Here is a 17515-nt window from a genome sequence, read left to right on the forward strand (position 1 = left end):
TAGAGAAAGGATGGGATAATTATATACTTTCCTATATTTAAAAAAAGTTCTCGCTACACGCCTGCGTTTTTGAACAGGGTGCTGATCGAACCGCCTTCAATAATGATGCGTGTTGCTTCTGCAAGCAGAGGAGCAACCGATAGCACCGTGAAACGGTCCGGACGGTTGTCAGGCAGGAGAATAGAGTCGGTTACGACTACTTCTCTAATACTTGGAATATCCAAACGCTCAATAGCATTGCCGGAAAAGAGAGGGTGAGTAGCGCACACGTACACATCTTCCGCACCACGTTCCTTCAAGCTTTCGACTACATTGACAATTGTTGTGCCGGTATCAATCAGATCCTCGATAATAATCGGTGTCTGGCCTTCAACATCACCAATAACATGGGTAATCGATGATTCATTATGTGCTGGACGCTTCTTGATCATAATCGCGAACGAAGTGTCCAAGTAGTTGGCAAGCTTCTCGGCAGTCGAAGCGCGTCCAGCATCTGGCGATACGACAACTGGGTTTTTAATATTTTTCGATTTCAAATAATCGCTGAGCAGATCAAGAGCTGTCATATGATCGACCGGAATATTAAAGAAGCCCTGAATCGCTGGTGCATGCAAGTCAATCGTAACGACGCGGGTCGCCCCAACTGTCGTCAATACGTCTGCAACCATTTTTGCGGAAATCGGTTCCCGCGGCGCGGATTTACGCTCCTGACGGGCATAACCGTAATACGGCATAATAATGTTAATCGTTTTCGCCGAAGCCCGTTTCGCTGCATCAATCATAACTAGCAGCTCCACGAAATATTCGTTGATCGGATGCGAAAACGATTGAACCAGAAATACGTCGCAGTTCCGGATGGTTTCTTCATAGTGGACATAAATTTCGCCACTCTTGAATCTGGACATCTTAATGGCGCCGAGCGTCAATCCTAAATCCGAAGCAATCTTCTGAGCTAGTTCCGGATTAGACGATCCCGAGAAAATACGCAACTTGTCGCTTAACATAATACCCTCCTGAGCGTTTAAACCAAATAAGTTTTACCTGACTAGGCTTTCAATGCGCAACGCCTGCTTGCCCTAAGCTTGTGCTACGGGCACAGCCCGTTTGCGCTTGGTCAATACCATTATACATCGAATTGCTAATAATTCAAAAATCAATACTGACTAATTTTCGACGATCAAAGGTCGCGAGCTGCGAAAAACCGACTTCTTTCAACATCAGACGCGCTTGATCGAGGTATTGTGCCAGTCTTTCTGGCTGATGCGCATCCGAGCCAACCGTAATTGGAATGCCCAGCTTAAGCGCATATTCCAGCATTCTGCGGCTCGGGAACATTTCCTCCGCTGGTGTCCGCAAGCCCGAGGCATTCAATTCAATCGCAACGCCATGCCGCTTGACGGCTTCGAGCGCTGCATTTTCCAAATGCGTCACATCTTCCTCCGGCTTAAAGCCAAAACGCTTGATTACATCGATATGCCCGATAAAATCATAAAGCCCGGTTGCTGCCGCCTTCTGCACCGCATCATAATATTGCTCATATACCGCCAGCCGGTTTTTGCCTTCCCAGCCGTGCGTCTGGCGAAAATCGGTAATATCCCACTCGCCGAGAAAATGTACTGAGCCAATGACATAATCGAACGGATATGCTTTAATAATATCCTCGATTTGCCGCTCATAACCCTCGATATAATCGCCTTCCAGTCCGACGCGAATGTCGATTTGATGTTTGTACTTCTCCTTAAGCGTCAAACACTCCTCGACATAACGCGGCAGCTCCTCCATGGGCATGGCCATCTCTGGATAATACGTCGCCGGATCGACATGAATAAGCGGCAAATGGTCGGACAAGCCGAGCTGGTCAAGCCCCAGTTCAATGCCCTTCTGTACGTATTCCTCAAGCGTGCCAACTGCATGCCCGCAGCGAACATGATGGGTATGGTAATCGATAAGCATAAGGCAGTCCTGCCTTTCCCTTTTTAATCATCTGAATTAAAACCGCAAAACGCGGCAATCCGCCTGGCTAGGCTTTGGACTGCTCGCGTTTCATTGCATTATTGCTGGCTGGTTTGCCGTGGCGCTGCACAAGCTCCTGCATCACATCATCCAGTGGCAAGCCCCTCTCTCTGAGCAGCACCAGCAGGTGGAAGATCAAGTCGCTAGCTTCAGAGCGCAGCTCGTCGTTGTCTTGATTTTTCGCCGCGATAATCGCTTCGGTTGCTTCCTCGCCGACTTTTTTAAGAATTTTATCGATGCCTTTATCGAATAAATACGTCGTATACGCACCTTCTGGACGCTCCGCATGACGCTCGGCAATGACGCTTTCCAAGCTTCCCAAAATCGCAAAGCGATCTCCGCCTTGTCCGGCTGCAGCTGTCCCAGTTGACGCGGAATCTTCGCCGGAATTGGCCTCAGCAGCTTTATTCGCCAGCTCGATATCATTGAAAAAACAGCTATAGCTTCCCGTATGGCAAGCCGGGCCAACTTGATGAACGCGTACCAGCAGCGTGTCGCCGTCACAGTCATAGGATAAGGACTCAATACGCTGCGTATGGCCGCTCGTTGCGCCCTTGTTCCACAGCTCGCTGCGCGAGCGGCTCCAGAACCAGGTCGAACCCGTCTCCACCGAAAGCTTGAGCGAATCCTCGTTCATATAAGCGAGCATCAGCACTTCCTTGCTCTGTGCATCCTGCACGATCGCTGGCACAAGGCCGTCCTCGCTCCACTTAATCTGTTTTATCCAGTCTGTCATCTGACTTCCACGCCCTTCTGCCGCAAATCATCCTTCACTTCGCGAATCGTCATTTCTTTGTAGTGAAAAATCGTCGCCGCCAGCGCAGCGTCCGCCTTGCCCTGATCGAAAACATCGCTGAAATGCTCAATTCGGCCAGCTCCGCCCGAAGCTATAACCGGAATGCCCAGCTTGCCTGATACAGCAGCGGTCAGCGGAAGATCAAAGCCGTCCTTCGTGCCGTCTGCATCCATGCTCGTCAGCAAAATTTCGCCAGCGCCAAGCTTCTCAACCTCACATGCCCACTCCAGCGCTTTAATGCCTGTCGCCTGGCGGCCGCCATGCGTATACACTTCCCACTCGCCCCACGCTTCGTTAAATCTCGCATCTATCGCGACAACGATGCACTGGGAGCCGAATTTGCGCGAGCCGTCGCGTACGAGCGAAGGATTTTTGACTGCGGCCGTATTAATGGCGATCTTGTCTGCGCCTGCGCGCAGCAGCCGCTTCATGTCGTCGACATGCGAGATGCCGCCGCCAACGGTGAACGGAATCGTAATTTCGCCTGCCGTGCGTTTGACGACCTCGATCATCGTAGCCCGGCCTTCAACCGAGGCGGAAATATCGAGAAATACGAGCTCATCCGCGCCCTCGCGGTCATAGGTAGACGCCAGCTCGACCGGATCGCCAGCATCGCGCAAGTTAACGAAATTAACGCCTTTAACGACGCGGCCGTCTTTGACATCGAGACATGGAATAATGCGTTTTGCCAGCATTTTGCACGCTCCTTATATTAGACTCATCTATGGCTTCGCCTGCGACAGCCTGTAGATATTCATTTTTTAAAATATAAGAATGTATAATTTTCACCCTTATACTCCGCTTATATTTCACCGCGAAACGTTAGCTTTACCGCCAGAGGACGGCGACAGCCGTTTACGCTTGTAAAAAAATAACGTTGTCGATCGATAGTTACATGGTGCTGATAAGCGACTTCCCAGTGATGTAGCCGGCGGGGCTAGACTAAGCCTTGCTGCTGCCGGTCAATGCGAGGAAGTTGCCAAGCAGCTGCATGCCCAGCTCGCCGCTTTTTTCCGGGTGGAACTGCATGCCGTATACTTGCTCACGCCCAACGATAGCTGTTACCTGCTGATAATAATCAGTCGTAGCCAGCAGATCGCTGCCTTGCTCCGGCTTCGCATGGAAGGAGTGGACGAAATATACATGGCCCTCTTCCAGTCCCGCAAACAGCGGGCTCTGCTCCTGCTCAAAGCTAAGCTTGTTCCAGCCCATATGCGGGATTTTGTAATCGCCTTGGAAACGGATAACCTTGCCTGGCAGCAGGCCGAGGCCCTCGTTGTCGCCGTACTCCTCGCTCGCGCTGAACAACAGCTGCATGCCGAGGCAAATGCCGAGCAGCGGCTTGCCGGAGGCGGCAAATTGCTTCACGACCTCATCCAGCTTCGTCTCGCGCAAATTGCTCATCGCATCACCGAAGGCGCCGACACCTGGCAAAATCGCGCCATCCGCCGCCAAAATCTCCTGCGGATCAGCTGTTACTACCGCAGCATAGCCCAGACGCTCAACTGCCTTGCTAACGCTGTGAAGATTGCCCATGCCGTAATCGATGATTGCAATCATGCTACAGCACTCCTTTCGTCGAAGGCACTCCTTGTACGCGAGGATCAATGCTCGTCGCTTCATCCAGCGCCCGGCCAAGCGCCTTGAATACCGCTTCAATCATATGATGCGTATTCTGGCCGTAATGTACGATAACATGCAGCGTAATGCGCGCTTCCAGCGCCAGCTTCCATAGAAACTCGTGTACCAGCTCCACAGAGAAGCTGCCCACTTGGCTTGAAGGATACTCCGCGCGGTATTCGAAATGCGGGCGGTTGCTCACATCGATAATAACCTGTGCCAGCGCCTCATCCATCGGCACGAATACGCTCGCGTAACGCTTGATGCCGCGCTTGTCGCCTAGTGCTTCACGCAGCGTTTGCCCGAGGCAAATGCCGATATCCTCCACCGTATGGTGGTCATCGATTTCAATATCGCCTTTGGCATTGACCGTCAGGTCGAACTGGCCGTGCTTTGTGAACAAATCCAGCATATGGTTCAGGAAAGGCACATCCGTCTCAATGTTGGCCGTTCCGCTTCCGTCTACCGAAAACGCCAGCTTGATGTCTGTTTCATTTGTTTTGCGAGCTACTTCCGATACGCGTCCTGTCAATTCCGCCATTACCGATTCCTTCTTTCTTCCCTTAAAATAAATGTTCGCTTTGTTTGCTTTGTTTGCTTTGTTTGCTTTGTCTGCTTTGGCTGTTGCTTATCCAGTCTTGCTCGTTAACGCCCTTCGCGCTCCAAACGGATTTGAATCGCCCGCGCATGGGCTTCAAGCCCTTCCTGCCGGGCCAGCGTCATAATTTTGTCGCCATTTGCGAGCAGCGCTTCCTTGCTATAGTAAATCAAGCTTGATTTTTTCAGAAAATCATCCACGTTGACTGGCGAGGAAAATCTCGCCGTTCCATTCGTCGGGATGATGTGGTTCGGTCCGGCGAAATAATCGCCAACCGGCTCCGAGCTGTAAGGGCCGAGGAAGATTGCCCCGGCATTTTCGATCAAGCCGAGCAGCCTCATTGGATCGGCTGTTAGCACCTCCAAATGCTCAGGCGCCAGCTTGTTCACGACGTCGATGCCCGCTTCCAGCGAGTCGACCATGAGCACGGCGCCGTAGCTGTCGATAGAAGCCCGCGCAATTGCTTGGCGCGGCAGCGTAGCGAGCTGACGCTCCACTTCAGCGGCTACAGCGCTCCCGAGCTGCTCCGAAGGCGTAACGAGGATGGAGGATGCCATCTCGTCATGCTCCGCCTGCGACAGCAGGTCAGCGGCGATATAAGCCGGATCAGCCGATTCGTCGGCAAGCACGACGATTTCGCTTGGACCTGCGATGCTGTCGATATCGACAGCGCCAAATACTTCGCGCTTCGCCAGCGCGATATAAATATTGCCCGGCCCGCAAATTTTATCAACGGGCGCGATTGTTTCCGTCCCGTGGGCGAGTGCGGCAATTGCCTGCGCTCCGCCTACGCGGTACATCTCCTTGACCCCTGCTTCAGCAGCAGCCACGAGAATACCTGGATCAATGCCGTCCCGTCCGCCAGTTGACGGCGGCGTGACCATTACGATTTCCGGCACGCCAGCTACCTGGGCCGGAATGACATTCATGAGCACGGACGACGGATACGCCGCCTTGCCTCCGGGCACATAGACGCCGACCCGCTTCAGCGGGCGCAAAATTTGCCCGAGCAGCGTCCCGTCCGGCTGCAAATCCATCCACGAGTTGCGCTTCTGCTTCTCGTGGAAAGACCTGATGTTGACAGCGGCCTCACGGATCGCTGTCAGAAAAGCGGCGTCTACCTGCTCATACGCCGCATCAATTTCCGCTTGCGTCACGCGCAGCTCCGCTGCCGTCAGCTCAGCCCTGTCCAGCTTTGCCGTGTAACGCAGCAAAGCAGCATCTCCTTCTTTGCGGACGTCTGCAATGATCGTCCGCACTACTTCATTTTGCTCCGGCGATCCGTATTCCACCTCGCGCTTCAAACCGAACTGCTCCGCTCGCATAATTCTCACAATCGCCAACCCCTTTCCTTTCAAACTATGTTCCATCTAATTTAATGCCCGCGTTCCCGCAATCCTAGAGCTTCGCGCCAAGCGTTTCCTGCAATCTATCGCAGAGGCTTTGAATCGCCTCGTTCTTCATCCGATAGCTGACGCGGTTCGCGATCAAGCGGCTCGTAATGCCGAAGATGGACTCCATCTCGACCAGTCCGTTTTCGCGCAGCGTCTGTCCCGTCTCGACCATATCGACAATGCGGTCAGCGAGGCCAATAAGTGGCGCAAGCTCGATCGAGCCGTTCAGCTTAATCACTTCTACCTGCTGCCCCAGCTCGCGAAAATATTGCGAAGCCACATTCGGATATTTCGTCGCTACCCGCGGATTGATAACCGGCTTCCAGTCCGGCAGCCCGATTACTGACATCCGGCACTTGGCGATGCCAAGATCCAGCAGCTCGTATACATCTTTATTTTCCTCCATCAGCACATCCTTGCCGACGATTCCAATATCTGCGACGCCATATTCCACATAAGTAGGCACGTCTACAGGCTTTGCCATAATAAACTCCATGCCTGCTTCCGGCAGCTCAATGATCAGCTTGCGAGTATCATCAAAATCGCTTGGAATCGGCAGTCCCGCTTCGCGAAACAGCTTCGATGCCTGCTTGTAAATCCGGCCTTTCGGCATAGCTACCTTCAATATCTCTCTGCCTGCTCCGCTCACTTGCCATCCCCTCCAAGCATTTCGTCCATACCTTCGGTAAATAGTAGAAACTCCACATATTCCACGCCTTTGAAAATAAACCGTCCAGACGTGTTCTTCGCCAGTTCCGCTGCCTCTTCTTGCCCGATACGCTCTGTTACAACCGTCGCTCCTTGGCCTCTAAGCTGCTGCGCGATTGCCAGCGCCGCTTTGCGCTCCGTCTCATCGTAGCCGATCAGCACGCGCTCAGCCTTCGCTGGCTCGTCTTCATTGCCGAGCACTTCGAGTATCCGCGTCGTCTTCAGCGCAAAGCCTGTTGCTGGCGCCGGGCGGCCGAATTGGGCTAGCAAATTGTCGTATCTTCCGCCGCTCACTACAGGGAATCCAAGATCCGCCGCATAACCTTCAAAAGTCATGCCTGTATAATAGGAGAAATCGCCGATCATCGTCAGATCGATCAGCACATGCTCGCTCAGTCCGTAAGCGTCGAGCACGTCCCACATCTCGCATAAATGCTGGATAGACGCCTGTGCCGTCTCATCTGCGCTTAATTCAAGCGCCTGCTTGCATACCTCTTGGCCGCCACGCAGCCTTAAAATCCCTTCCAGCTCGCGCTTTACAGGCTCCTCCAGCGACAGCTGGCGCAGTTGCTCGCGGTAGCCGACATAATCGCGTCCCAGCAGGCACGCTTTAAGCTGCTCCTGCTCTTCCTTGCGTCCAGACAGCGATTCCTCGAACAGCCCGTTCAGGAAGCCGACATGGCCAATAGCGATCTTGAACCGTTTTACACCAGCCGCCTTCAAGGAAGCAATAGCGAGCGCCACAACCTCCGCATCCGCATCAGCCGAAGCATCGCCAACAAGCTCTACGCCCGTCTGGAAAAATTCAGCCTCACGGCCTGCTTCTTCTTCAATTGCACGGTACACATTCGCATGGTACGACAATCGCAGCGGGAATGGAGACTCCTTCAATAGCGAAGACACTACACGCGCAATAGGTGCTGTCATATCCGATCGCAGTACGAGCGTCGTTCCACGGTTATTAAGCAGCTTGAACAGCTTTTGATCAGAGGTAGAGCTTGCTACCCCTACAGTGTCGTAATATTCCATAGTTGGCGTAATGATTTGCTCATATCCCCAGCCCTGCATGCAGGCAAGAGCGGCATGCTCGATCCGGCGCAGCTTTGCAACAGCTTCCGGAAGATAATCTTTAACACCAATCGGTTTCTCAAATACTTTTGGTTTGGACATCTATTTTCACCCACAATTTACTTTAGTATGTTAACGCGTTGCCATATTAGCGATCTGCCAAAATAAAGAACCTAGTCGTTATGGTAACATGAAGCTTCTACTCCGTCAAGATTAGAGCTTTCCCGAATGAGGGACGTATCATAACTGCACAAATCCTGATCACCGCAAGGCATGCAACTTTCTTCATTTGCTGCTCGTCTCCATATTAAGGGAGCCAAGAATAAGGAGGACACGAACACTTGAAACCTGCTAGAAGTAAACTTGCGGTTTGGATATCCAGCATCATGATAGGTATGATTTTATTCGGCGCGATCATCGGTGTTATAGCTCTAAATAAGAGCTTGGATATCCTCAATATGTTTAGAAACTTCACTTTGACCATCCATAATGAATCTGATCATGAGCTTGTAAGCGTTCAAGCAGGCATACTTTCCAGCGATGAGAAAGGCAATATTATTGAAACGGATTCCAAACAATTGTACAACGATTCCATCCCCAGCGGGGCCAAGAAGAAAATCACTCCCGATCTAAGCTTAACTGGCGAAGGAGGCATTTATCTTACATATACGGATGTCACTGGCGTTACACGTACAACCTCCGTATGCTCCTATACAGAAACCTTGTCCGGCTCCTCAACGATTACGATTCATAATGAAACTGCCAAGGTAGAGGAGAAGTGCTACTAAGACGAAAAGTGCTTCTCTCAGCATCTCAACGTGAATAAAGCTGATGCTCATTATGGGCACCAGCTTCATTCGTGCAGCATTACCAGATTTAGCTGTGATCCTCTGAGCGGTTCCCATTACCAATTTCCTGAATCGGATTCCCGCCAACGAAGGCATGGGCTGGCACATCCTTGTAAACGACTGAGCCAGCGGCTACAACCGCATGATCGCCAATCGTAACGCCCGGCAAAATCGTCGTATTAGCGCCAATCATGACGTTCGCCCCTATTTTCACATCTCCAAGCCGGTATTCGCGAATTAAATATTCATGCGTAAGAATCGTCGTGTTGTATCCGATAATCGTATTATCCCCAACCTCAATCCGTTCCGGAAAAAAAACATCCACCATCACCATTAACGCGAAAGCGGTATGCTGACCTACCTTCATGCCGAGCACACGGCGATAGATCATATTTTTGACCGGCAAAATCGGACAATAACGGGCCAGCTGAATGAATATGAAATTACGAACCGCCTTAAAGCGGCTGACCGTGCGATAGACCTGCCAGAGCGCATTAGGTCCCTCTACCGGATAACGTTCGACATTACGCAATTTATCTCCGCTCCAATCCTGCGAAAGCATACAGCTCCCGCATATCATCAATGACATACTGGGCACCAGAATCTCTAAGCAGCTGTGCTCCCTTCATCGACCAGGCTACACCAACAGGCAAAGCGCCGGCCGCCTCAGCGGATAAAATATCGACCGAGCTGTCGCCCAGCATCAATGTCGTCGCCGGATCTGCACCAAGCGCAGCAATAGCCATGCTGACAGGCTCTGGATGAGGCTTCGGATTTGTGACGTCATCGATGGTCACGATCGTGTCGATATAGTCGCTCAAGCCGACATATTTCAAGCCTCGTTCTGTCGTCAGACGCATTTTCGTCGTTACAATCCCAATCTGGATGCCTTGTTCATGCAAATTTCTAATGACCTCTACAACATAGTCGAAAGGCTTAACATACTCATCATGCAGGCGAAGGTTTACTTCGCGATAAGCCGCTACCAGATGCGTAACATCCTCCAGCCCCGAAAACTGCTGCATTTGCATCGTCAAAGGCTGTCCCATGCTTGGAATAATATGCTCTCTGGAGAAATCCGCCGGAACGACGCCTTGCAGCGCATCCAGAAACGAGCGGATAATCAGTTCATTCGTATCGATAATGGTACCATCTAAATCAAACAGCATCGTTTTTATGTTGCCTAGCACATCTGTCTCCTCCTAAATCCGCTTTAATACTTCTCTATAAGCCTTACAAAAAGTCTTACAAAAACATAACGGCTACTGCCTTCAAGAAGGCAATAGCTCGTCTTATCTCCATTTAACTTCCGCCGTTATGCTTTTGGAACATCATCCGTTGCAATAGCCGCATGCTCCACCTTCGTGGAGACAATTGGATCGGAATAATGCTCTTTGGCAGCTCCTGTTTTGCGGCGAATAACGATAAACGCAATGGCGCCAACAATGAGCAGAAGCGCAAGCAGCTGTGAAATTCTCAGGTTGCCGTAAGCCGGGTCCAAGTAACCAGGCTGGAACAAAAACGTCATTGGCGACCAAAGAATGTCAACAAGGTTCACGAGCCAAGTAGGGCCATGGAAGGCCAGACTGTCCGTACGCACCATTTCAATGTAGAAACGGCCGAGGGAATACCAGATGAAATAGCTCGCCAGCAATTCACCCGCACGCAGGAAGCGCTGGCGGCGCAGCACGCAAAGTAGAATGATGCCTACAAGGCTCCACAGCGATTCATACAAAAAGGCCGGATGATGGAAGACGCCATTCACGTTCATTTGATTCACAATAAAATTGGGCAGGTGCAGCGTATCACGCAGGAAGCTTTCCTCTACGGGACCGCCATATGCCTCCTGATTCATAAAGTTGCCCCAACGGCCAATCATTTGACCAGCAAGCAGCCCTGGAACGCACACATCGGCGAGTCTCAAGAAGCTGTAGCCCTTATAACGGAAGTAGAAGAACCCGCATAGAAAGGCACCGATCAGAGCGCCATAAATGGCTATGCCGCCCTCCCAAATTTTGAACACATCGAGCGGGTTCGCCTTATAATCTTCCCATTTGAAGGCAACATAATAAATTCGAGCACAAATAACGGCAGAAGGAACGCCAAGCAGCAGCATATCCATAAAGAAATCCGGCTTAATACCAAAGCGTTTGCCCTCTTGTATCGCCAGCAGCAAGCCTACCAAAGCAGCTGTGCCGAGAATAATGCCGTACCAACGTACAGTTAGGGGACCCAGTGAAAAAGCAATCGGGTCAATTAGCGATGTAAGCATCTTTTATTAGCTCCTTTATATCAATCGTAATCATCCGCATCTTCAGCAATCGTTTCCGTCAGCTTATTAGTAAACTGCAGCGCCGCATTATAGCCCATCCGCTTCAACCTGAAGTTCATAGCCGCCACCTCAATAATAACCGCAAGGTTCCGACCCGGTCTTACAGGCACGGTTACAAGCGGTACATCGGTATCAATGATACGCGTCTTCTCTTCATCCAGCCCCAGACGGTCATATTGCTTATCCTGCTGCCAATTCTCGAGCTTTATGACTAACGTAATCCGCTTCTGTGTACGTACGGCACCCGCGCCGAACAGCGTCATTACATTAATAATGCCCAAGCCGCGAATCTCCAGCAAATGACGGATCAATTCCGGTGCTGTGCCGTGAAGCTGGCTGTCAGACGTTTGTCTAATCTCAACCGCATCATCGGCAACGAGGCGATGCCCGCGTTTTACAAGCTCAAGCGCAGTTTCGCTCTTGCCGATACCGCTGCCGCCAGTGATGAGCATGCCCACCCCATAAACGTCTACCAGAACACCATGAATGGTTGCGGTAGGCGCAAGCTTTTTCTCCAGAAAATCCGTAATCCGGCTCGTTAAAATCGTAGTCGCCACATGGCTGCCAAGCACAGGAATATTTGTTTTATTCGAATAAGCAATCAGCTCATCCGGCGGTTCTAGTCCACGGGTCAAAATAATACAAGGCGTGTCTGAATGGCACAGACGCTCCATACGCAGCCTGCGCTCCTCGGACGTCAGCGTGCTGAGAAACGTAATTTCCGTTTTCCCTAACAGCTGCACCCGCTCACTCGGAAAATAATCAAAGTATCCGGCCATTTCAAGCCCCGGACGATACAGGTCATCAACCGTAATCGCACGCTTCAGGCCTTCCTCACCCGATATGATTTCCAACGAAAAATGCTGCACTAATTCTGATACTTTCACTTTCTTAGGCATAGCATGGCCTCCTTATATCACAACAGCGTATGTAAGCTAATTACCAATGACTTCATCGTATAGGAAAAAAGCGCCGAAAGCAATGTCTTCCCGCTTTCTGGCGCTCAAATTGACGCTCAAATGAATGATAAGATTCACTTATTTATTCCCAGTGGAATAACAAAGAGCTGTTGGACGAATCCAACAGCTCTCTTATGAAATCTATAATGGCTTTAGCAATTAGTTTTCGAAAATGTTAAGCTCGGACTCAGTGTCGAACAGGTGAACTTTGTTCATGTCCAGAGCAAGTTTAACTGTCAGGCCATCACGCAGAGCGGAACGTCCGTCTACACGTGCGATAACTGTGTCTGTGCCAATACCGTTCAGGTACAGGTACATTTCGTGACCCAGGTTCTCTGCAACTTCGATCGAAGCGTTAACGATCGTGTTAGGCGAAGCTTCCAGGAATACTGGCTCTTCATGAAGATCTTCTGGACGAATACCCAAGATTACATCTTTGCCGATGTAGCCTTTGGAACGAAGTGTAGCAGCTTTGCCTTCAGGCACAACTACATCTACGCCAGTCGATTTGAAGCGAACAGTACCGCCTTGATCCGTCAATGCACCTTTAATGAAGTTCATGGAAGGAGCACCGATGAAGCCAGCAACGAAAATGTTAACTGGGTGGTTGTAAAGCACTTCTGGAGAAGCTGTTTGTTGAATAAAGCCATCTTTCATAACAACAATGCGATCACCCATCGTCATAGCTTCGATTTGGTCATGCGTTACATAGATTGTTGTTGTTTCAAGACGTTTAGTCAGCTTGGAAATTTCAGCACGCATTTGACCACGAAGCTTCGCATCCAAGTTGGAAAGCGGCTCATCCATCAAGAATACTTGCGGCTCACGAACGATCGCACGACCAAGAGCGACACGTTGACGTTGACCACCGGAAAGAGCTTTCGGTTTACGGTCAAGCAAATGCTCGATATCTAGAATTTTAGCAGCTTCACGAACGCGTTTGTCGATGTCTGCTTTTTTGAATTTACGAAGTTTCAAACCAAAAGCCATGTTTTGGTATACGTTCATATGCGGGTAAAGAGCGTAAGATTGGAATACCATTGCGATATCGCGATCTTTAGGAGCTACGTCATTAACAAGACGCTCGCCGATAAACAATTTACCTTCGGAAATTTCTTCAAGACCTGCAATCATACGAAGAGTTGTCGATTTACCACAACCGGATGGACCTACAAGCACTAGAAATTCTTTGTCCTTGATATCTAAGTTAACGTCAGTTACCGATGCTTTATCAGAACCCGGGTATTTTTTGTAAATGCCTTCTAAACGTACGCCTGCCATGTGAATTTCCCCCTAAAAGAAATTTTCTTATAGGACTATCTTATCCCACATGCAGTCAGATGACTATGCACAAACTTTACAAAAAAACTAATGTCTTTTCGTAACTTTGTACAATAGCAATATAATTTTGACTAAGACGGCATCACGAAACTGTCGTACATCCAGCCCCGTCTCCTGTTTTAGCTTGTCCAAACGGTATAATAACGTATTGCGGTGGATATAAAGCTTCTTCGCGGTTTCGCTTACATTACAGTCCAGTGAGAAGAAGGTTTCGAGTGTAGCGAGCATTTCTGCCTCTACGAAAAGCTCCGTACGTTTTAGCGATTGCTCCAAATACCGGGCCCGCTGGCTCTCCGGTATACTATTCAGCAGGCGCTCCAGCTGCAAATTCCATGGAAAATGAATATTGCTCCCAACATGGAATTTCCGCCCCAAATTAATCGTTTCGCGCAGCGCAGCCGTCGTCTCTACGATACCCTTCGCCGGTCTGATCGGATGGGACACCGCCAGATGGCATTCGCCAATCCACTCGCTGGCAAGCATCTCATGCAGCCCCAGACAGATGGAAGCCAGATTATCCTCCACCGACTCTTCATCATCGTCATCAAACACCTCTGAATCCGCTTCCTTAAGCAGTGATACCGGACCCCAGATAAGCCATTCCTGCTCCCGAAGCGGTATTAATAATATTTCCTCGGCGAGAAAGGAACGCAGCAGCTTCTCCAGCTCCACGTAAGCCGCTTGCTTGGTATTTGAATATTCCGTTACTAATAAAAAAGGAATCATATCCGCGAACAGCTTGCCACCCGCGGTCAAATGGTCCGGCATCGATTGCCCCGGCTCGCCTGATTCGAACTGCTCCTGAATCCACTCGCCGATGCTGCGAGCTGTTTTCTCGCTTTCTGTCAGCTTGCCAGCCGCTTTATCTTGTGCTGGCCTCGTTTCATTCCAGCGCAGCATTAGGCTCAATAAATCCAGCGTACTCGCCTCAAAGCGGCTGCCCTCTATTTCCAAAACCTCTATTTCATGCTCCTCTACTCTGACGGCCACCCACATTTTATCCTCGCGTTGGACGCGTTGTCCTTCCAAAGCTAAGCTGCGCCCATGCTCCTCCGCCTGCAGATAGTGATTTTTCTCTGCTATATCATTCCATTCGGACAATTGCATTTTTACTAGACGAACTGGACAGTCCAAAATGCGCTCCAGCGGTTTCAACCATTCTGTCGTGCTCATTTTCTGCTATCTCCTATCGCAAGCCTCACGAATGAACGCTTTTTCTCGTCATTGTAACATATTGGTGGAGGGAATTCAGCCCATGACCAGCAAAAGGATGATCGACAGCATGGAGAACAACGCCGCGATTAAATATAGAAAAGATACGGTTTGCACCTGGTTCAATCCCCATTTCATCAGCGCATGATGCGTATGCAGCTTGTCCGCATGGTGCAGTCCTTTGCCACGAGCGAGCCGCCGCAGCATGACGATGGAAGTATCCATAATAGGCAAACCCAGCGCCAGTAACGGAACAAGCACTGTAATGAAGGTTGCTTTCTTAAAAGCCCCGTCTACTGCTACAACGGCGAGCGTATATCCGAGGAATGTAGCTCCCGCATCTCCCATAAAAATCCTTGCCGGATAAAAATTAAACAGCAGAAAGCCCAGGCATGCCCCGCCTACAATGGCCGCTAAAATCGCCGTTTCAGCTTGTCCTTTGACCAAGGCAGTAATAAACAGCGTTATCGCCGATAACACGCATACGCCAGACGCCAGCCCATCAACCCCATCCATGAAATTAATCATGTTGATTAGAGCGAATATCCAAATTGACGTCCCAAGCCAAGCTACCCAATGCGGGAGAAAAAAGAACATCCCGGAAGCAGGGTTCGTCACCCCTGCGATTTGAATATGGAACCACAGCGGCAGCGTGGACACCACACCATAAACAAGTACTCTGGGCCAGACAGGAAAATCCCTTCCCTCCGCTTTAGCTTTATCATCTAATAAACCGATGGTGACAAGCACCGCGCCCCCAGCCGCAATCGTCCAGCTTAATGACGTCATCCCCTGAAAAGCAATAATCGTAACCGTACACGCCACATAAATCGCTATGCCACCGAGCAAGGGAATCGGCTGCCGATGAATTTTTCGCGCATTCGGCCGATCCATAATACCATATTGCAAGGCGAGCCTTCTCACAATCGGAACCATTACACTTACAATCGCCAAACTTATAAAAGCCGCCAACCCATATATCATCTTAGACGGACCCCTTTGCATCGCTAATCAGCTTGTTTCCGCCTATTGTTCCCTAATGAGCAAAAAATCATGAACCGTTTTCGTAAATGTCATTGACGCCGAAAAGATTGGAATGTTAAGATTAAACAAAGTTATCTTATCGGAATAAATATGTATACAATAGAGGAGCGATTTTCATGTCAACGATTGTCATCATTTCGGGCAGCCCGAATCCTGGTTCCCGTCTAACCGGCATTACCCAATATATCGAACAGCAGCTTAATAGCCAAAATGTAACGGTCAGCCATATTACAGTCGCTTCGCTGCCAGCGGAAGATCTGATTAACGCCCGTTTCGACAGCCCTGCCATTAAAGAAGCTACGGCCTTAGTAGAAGGTGCTGGCGCCGTCATTATCGCAAGTCCAGTCTATAAAGCCTCATTCACTGGTGTTCTTAAAACCTTCCTCGATCTATTGCCGCAAAAGGGCTTGGAAGGGAAAATCATTACGCCATTTTTCATCGGCGGTTCACTGGCCCATCTGCTATCCATTGATTACTCCCTGAAGCCTGTTCTTGCATCCATGGGTGCCAAGCATTTTGCCAGCGGTGTCTATGCGGTAGACTCTCAAATCGCTCGTGTGCAATTGGATGATAGAGCAGCCGGGTTTGAGCTAAATGACGAATTAAAGCTCCGTCTTGACGCTTCCCTAATTGAAATACAGGCCGAATTAAAGCTTCGCTCCTAATAAAATTCGCACAAAAAAGGCTAGGTCATGGTGATTACACCAATACCTAGCCTTTTATTCTCATATAAACAAAAAAAATTCACAGATTATTTTCTGTAAATTAGCTTTTAAAAAATGGTGAGTCATGTAGGATTCGAACCTACGACACCCTGATTAAAAGTCAGGTGCTCTACCAGCTGAGCTAATGACTCTCGATGTGAAAGAAATGGTGGAGGGCGATGGATTCGAACCACCGAACCCGAAGGAACAGATTTACAGTCTGCCGCGTTTAGCCACTTCGCTAGCCCTCCATAAAAATGGTGGCTCGGGACGGAATCGAACCGCCGACACGAGGATTTTCAGTCCTCTGCTCTACCGACTGAGCTACCGAGCCGTATAACGAAAAGAAAATGGCGGAGCTGACGAGATTCGAACTCGCGGTCTCCTGCGTGACAGGCAGGCATGTTAGGCCTCTACACCACAGCTCCATAAATTATTGCTTAAAAATTGGTTGCGGGGGCAGGATTTGAACCTGCGGCCTTCGGGTTATGAGCCCGACGAGCTACCGGGCTGCTCCACCCCGCGTCATTGTAAAACATATATGGTGGAGGCTGAGGGGATCGAACCCCCGACCCTCTGCTTGTAAGGCAGATGCTCTCCCAGCTGAGCTAAGCCTCCGAAAATATGGTAGCGGCGAAGGGGATCGAACCCCCGACCTCACGGGTATGAACCGTACGCTCTAGCCAGCTGAGCTACACCGCCACATTTTCCCGATAACTTACATTGCAGACCTCGGGATGTACTGCAATATCAACGTGAATTGCACGCTGAAAACTGGATGCGAAAGACAAAGTCTGAAACTTTAGCGTGTTGTTAGGATAAGCCCTCGACCGATTAGTATTCGTCAGCTGCACGCATTGCTGCGCTTCCACCCCGAA

The 17515-nt window shown here is 50.0% G+C and carries 18 protein-coding genes, 7 tRNA genes and 1 pseudogene; 2 read left to right on the top strand and 24 right to left on the bottom strand.

The genetic code is table 11. The features are described from left to right. Nucleotides 1-53 precede the first annotated feature (53 nt). The 9 genes from AC50X8_RS28215 to AC50X8_RS28255 form a co-directional block, all read right to left on the bottom strand. Nucleotides 54-1004 (bottom strand): ribose-phosphate diphosphokinase, encoded by a 951-nt coding sequence (locus AC50X8_RS28215; RefSeq protein WP_056032519.1) that lies wholly within the window; start codon nt 1002-1004, stop codon nt 54-56. 142 nt (nt 1005-1146) lie between these two features. After that, the gene (hisJ, locus tag AC50X8_RS28220) at nt 1147-1953 is read right to left on the bottom strand and encodes a histidinol-phosphatase HisJ (protein ID WP_056032522.1); all 807 of its coding nucleotides are present in this window, start codon (nt 1951-1953) and stop codon (nt 1147-1149) included. Between the two features lie 67 nt (nt 1954-2020). Beyond that, nucleotides 2021-2749: a bifunctional phosphoribosyl-AMP cyclohydrolase/phosphoribosyl-ATP diphosphatase HisIE gene (gene hisIE, locus AC50X8_RS28225; protein WP_494882886.1), complete on the bottom strand. Its 729-nt coding sequence runs from the start codon at nt 2747-2749 to the stop codon at nt 2021-2023. Continuing rightward, nucleotides 2746-3504, bottom strand: a complete 759-nt coding sequence (gene hisF, locus AC50X8_RS28230) for an imidazole glycerol phosphate synthase subunit HisF (protein WP_056032528.1) — start codon at nt 3502-3504, stop codon at nt 2746-2748. The genes hisIE and hisF overlap by 4 nt, the downstream gene beginning before the upstream one ends. A gap of 247 nt (nt 3505-3751) precedes the next feature. Next, a complete protein-coding gene (gene hisH / locus AC50X8_RS28235) occupies nt 3752-4369 on the bottom strand; it encodes an imidazole glycerol phosphate synthase subunit HisH (RefSeq protein WP_494882888.1) in 618 nt (205 codons plus the stop codon). A 1-nt stretch (nt 4370) separates the two neighbouring features. Then, nucleotides 4371-4970 (bottom strand): imidazoleglycerol-phosphate dehydratase HisB, encoded by a 600-nt coding sequence (gene hisB / locus AC50X8_RS28240; RefSeq protein WP_046234120.1) that lies wholly within the window; start codon nt 4968-4970, stop codon nt 4371-4373. A gap of 104 nt (nt 4971-5074) precedes the next feature. After that, nucleotides 5075-6352 carry a histidinol dehydrogenase gene (hisD, locus tag AC50X8_RS28245; protein ID WP_494882904.1) on the bottom strand — a complete coding sequence of 426 codons (1278 nt, stop codon included), beginning with the start codon at nt 6350-6352 and terminating at the stop codon, nt 5075-5077. 73 nt (nt 6353-6425) lie between these two features. Continuing rightward, nucleotides 6426-7034 (bottom strand): ATP phosphoribosyltransferase, encoded by a 609-nt coding sequence (gene hisG, locus AC50X8_RS28250; RefSeq protein ID WP_046234141.1) that lies wholly within the window; start codon nt 7032-7034, stop codon nt 6426-6428. Nucleotides 7035-7066: 32 nt separating this feature from the next. Next, nucleotides 7067-8299: an ATP phosphoribosyltransferase regulatory subunit gene (locus AC50X8_RS28255; RefSeq protein WP_494882890.1), complete on the bottom strand. Its 1233-nt coding sequence runs from the start codon at nt 8297-8299 to the stop codon at nt 7067-7069. 239 nt (nt 8300-8538) lie between these two features. Here AC50X8_RS28255 and AC50X8_RS28260 point away from each other — a divergent pair, with 239 nt between their 5' ends. Further along, nucleotides 8539-8985 (top strand): hypothetical protein, encoded by a 447-nt coding sequence (locus AC50X8_RS28260; RefSeq protein WP_056032537.1) that lies wholly within the window; start codon nt 8539-8541, stop codon nt 8983-8985. Nucleotides 8986-9073: 88 nt separating this feature from the next. On the opposite strand, the gene AC50X8_RS28265 is transcribed toward AC50X8_RS28260, so the two are convergent. From AC50X8_RS28265 to AC50X8_RS28295, 7 genes and pseudogenes are all read right to left on the bottom strand, one after another. Continuing rightward, on the bottom strand, nt 9074-9577 hold the full coding sequence (locus tag AC50X8_RS28265; RefSeq protein ID WP_494882892.1) for an acyltransferase: 504 nt from the start codon (nt 9575-9577) through the stop codon (nt 9074-9076). Between the two features lies 1 nt (nt 9578). Continuing rightward, nucleotides 9579-10235 (bottom strand): pyrophosphatase PpaX, encoded by a 657-nt coding sequence (ppaX, locus tag AC50X8_RS28270; protein WP_494882894.1) that lies wholly within the window; start codon nt 10233-10235, stop codon nt 9579-9581. A 170-nt stretch (nt 10236-10405) separates the two neighbouring features. Further along, nucleotides 10406-11317: pseudogene (gene lgt / locus AC50X8_RS28275) on the bottom strand (prolipoprotein diacylglyceryl transferase); the annotation flags it as partial. A 20-nt stretch (nt 11318-11337) separates the two neighbouring features. Continuing rightward, nucleotides 11338-12276 (bottom strand): HPr(Ser) kinase/phosphatase, encoded by a 939-nt coding sequence (gene hprK / locus AC50X8_RS28280; protein WP_056032546.1) that lies wholly within the window; start codon nt 12274-12276, stop codon nt 11338-11340. 219 nt (nt 12277-12495) lie between these two features. Then, entirely contained in the window at nt 12496-13617 is a 1122-nt protein-coding gene (locus AC50X8_RS28285) for an ABC transporter ATP-binding protein (protein WP_056032549.1), read from the bottom strand. Nucleotides 13618-13704: 87 nt separating this feature from the next. After that, nucleotides 13705-14850, bottom strand: a complete 1146-nt coding sequence (locus AC50X8_RS28290) for a PucR family transcriptional regulator (protein ID WP_494863545.1) — start codon at nt 14848-14850, stop codon at nt 13705-13707. A gap of 75 nt (nt 14851-14925) precedes the next feature. Further along, nucleotides 14926-15873, bottom strand: a complete 948-nt coding sequence (locus AC50X8_RS28295; RefSeq protein ID WP_494882896.1) for an MraY family glycosyltransferase — start codon at nt 15871-15873, stop codon at nt 14926-14928. A gap of 176 nt (nt 15874-16049) precedes the next feature. On the opposite strand from AC50X8_RS28295, the gene ssuE reads away from it, so the two are divergent. After that, nucleotides 16050-16598: an NADPH-dependent FMN reductase gene (gene ssuE, locus AC50X8_RS28300; protein ID WP_494882898.1), complete on the top strand. Its 549-nt coding sequence runs from the start codon at nt 16050-16052 to the stop codon at nt 16596-16598. Nucleotides 16599-16713: 115 nt separating this feature from the next. On the opposite strand, the gene AC50X8_RS28305 is transcribed toward ssuE, so the two are convergent. From AC50X8_RS28305 to AC50X8_RS28340, 8 genes are all read right to left on the bottom strand, one after another. Beyond that, nucleotides 16714-16789, bottom strand: a tRNA-Lys gene (locus tag AC50X8_RS28305). Nucleotides 16790-16804: 15 nt separating this feature from the next. Then, a tRNA-Tyr gene (locus AC50X8_RS28310) sits at nt 16805-16888 on the bottom strand. 7 nt (nt 16889-16895) lie between these two features. After that, nucleotides 16896-16971 (bottom strand) — tRNA-Phe (locus tag AC50X8_RS28315). A 17-nt stretch (nt 16972-16988) separates the two neighbouring features. After that, nucleotides 16989-17065: transfer RNA gene (locus AC50X8_RS28320), tRNA-Asp, on the bottom strand. 20 nt (nt 17066-17085) lie between these two features. Continuing rightward, a tRNA-Met gene (locus AC50X8_RS28325) sits at nt 17086-17162 on the bottom strand. Between the two features lie 17 nt (nt 17163-17179). After that, nucleotides 17180-17255: transfer RNA gene (locus AC50X8_RS28330), tRNA-Val, on the bottom strand. 7 nt (nt 17256-17262) lie between these two features. Beyond that, a tRNA-Met gene (locus AC50X8_RS28335) sits at nt 17263-17339 on the bottom strand. Then, a partial coding sequence (locus tag AC50X8_RS28340; protein ID WP_494882900.1) for a hypothetical protein occupies nt 17330-17515 on the bottom strand: 186 nt, incomplete at its 5' end. The genes AC50X8_RS28335 and AC50X8_RS28340, both read right to left, overlap by 10 nt.

The organism is Paenibacillus sp. JT22N15 (assembly GCF_059383755.1).

Bases quoted from the DNA above. Each gene is read 5' to 3' on its own strand.
- AC50X8_RS28215 (WP_056032519.1), bottom strand. From the start codon at position 1,004: ATGTTAAGCGACAAGTTGCGTATTTTCTCGGGATCGTCTAATCCGGAA.
- hisJ (WP_056032522.1), bottom strand. From the start codon at position 1,953: ATGCTTATCGATTACCATACCCATCATGTTCGCTGCGGGCATGCAGTT.
- hisIE (WP_494882886.1), bottom strand. From the start codon at position 2,749: ATGACAGACTGGATAAAACAGATTAAGTGGAGCGAGGACGGCCTTGTG.
- hisF (WP_056032528.1), bottom strand. From the start codon at position 3,504: ATGCTGGCAAAACGCATTATTCCATGTCTCGATGTCAAAGACGGCCGC.
- hisH (WP_494882888.1), bottom strand. From the start codon at position 4,369: ATGATTGCAATCATCGATTACGGCATGGGCAATCTTCACAGCGTTAGC.
- hisB (WP_046234120.1), bottom strand. From the start codon at position 4,970: ATGGCGGAATTGACAGGACGCGTATCGGAAGTAGCTCGCAAAACAAAT.
- hisD (WP_494882904.1), bottom strand. From the start codon at position 6,352: ATGCGAGCGGAGCAGTTCGGTTTGAAGCGCGAGGTGGAATACGGATCG.
- hisG (WP_046234141.1), bottom strand. From the start codon at position 7,034: ATGCCGAAAGGCCGGATTTACAAGCAGGCATCGAAGCTGTTTCGCGAA.
- AC50X8_RS28255 (WP_494882890.1), bottom strand. From the start codon at position 8,299: ATGTCCAAACCAAAAGTATTTGAGAAACCGATTGGTGTTAAAGATTAT.
- hprK (WP_056032546.1), bottom strand. From the start codon at position 12,276: ATGCCTAAGAAAGTGAAAGTATCAGAATTAGTGCAGCATTTTTCGTTG.
- AC50X8_RS28285 (WP_056032549.1), bottom strand. From the start codon at position 13,617: ATGGCAGGCGTACGTTTAGAAGGCATTTACAAAAAATACCCGGGTTCT.
- AC50X8_RS28290 (WP_494863545.1), bottom strand. From the start codon at position 14,850: ATGAGCACGACAGAATGGTTGAAACCGCTGGAGCGCATTTTGGACTGT.
- AC50X8_RS28295 (WP_494882896.1), bottom strand. From the start codon at position 15,873: ATGATATATGGGTTGGCGGCTTTTATAAGTTTGGCGATTGTAAGTGTA.
- ssuE (WP_494882898.1), top strand. From the start codon at position 16,050: ATGTCAACGATTGTCATCATTTCGGGCAGCCCGAATCCTGGTTCCCGT.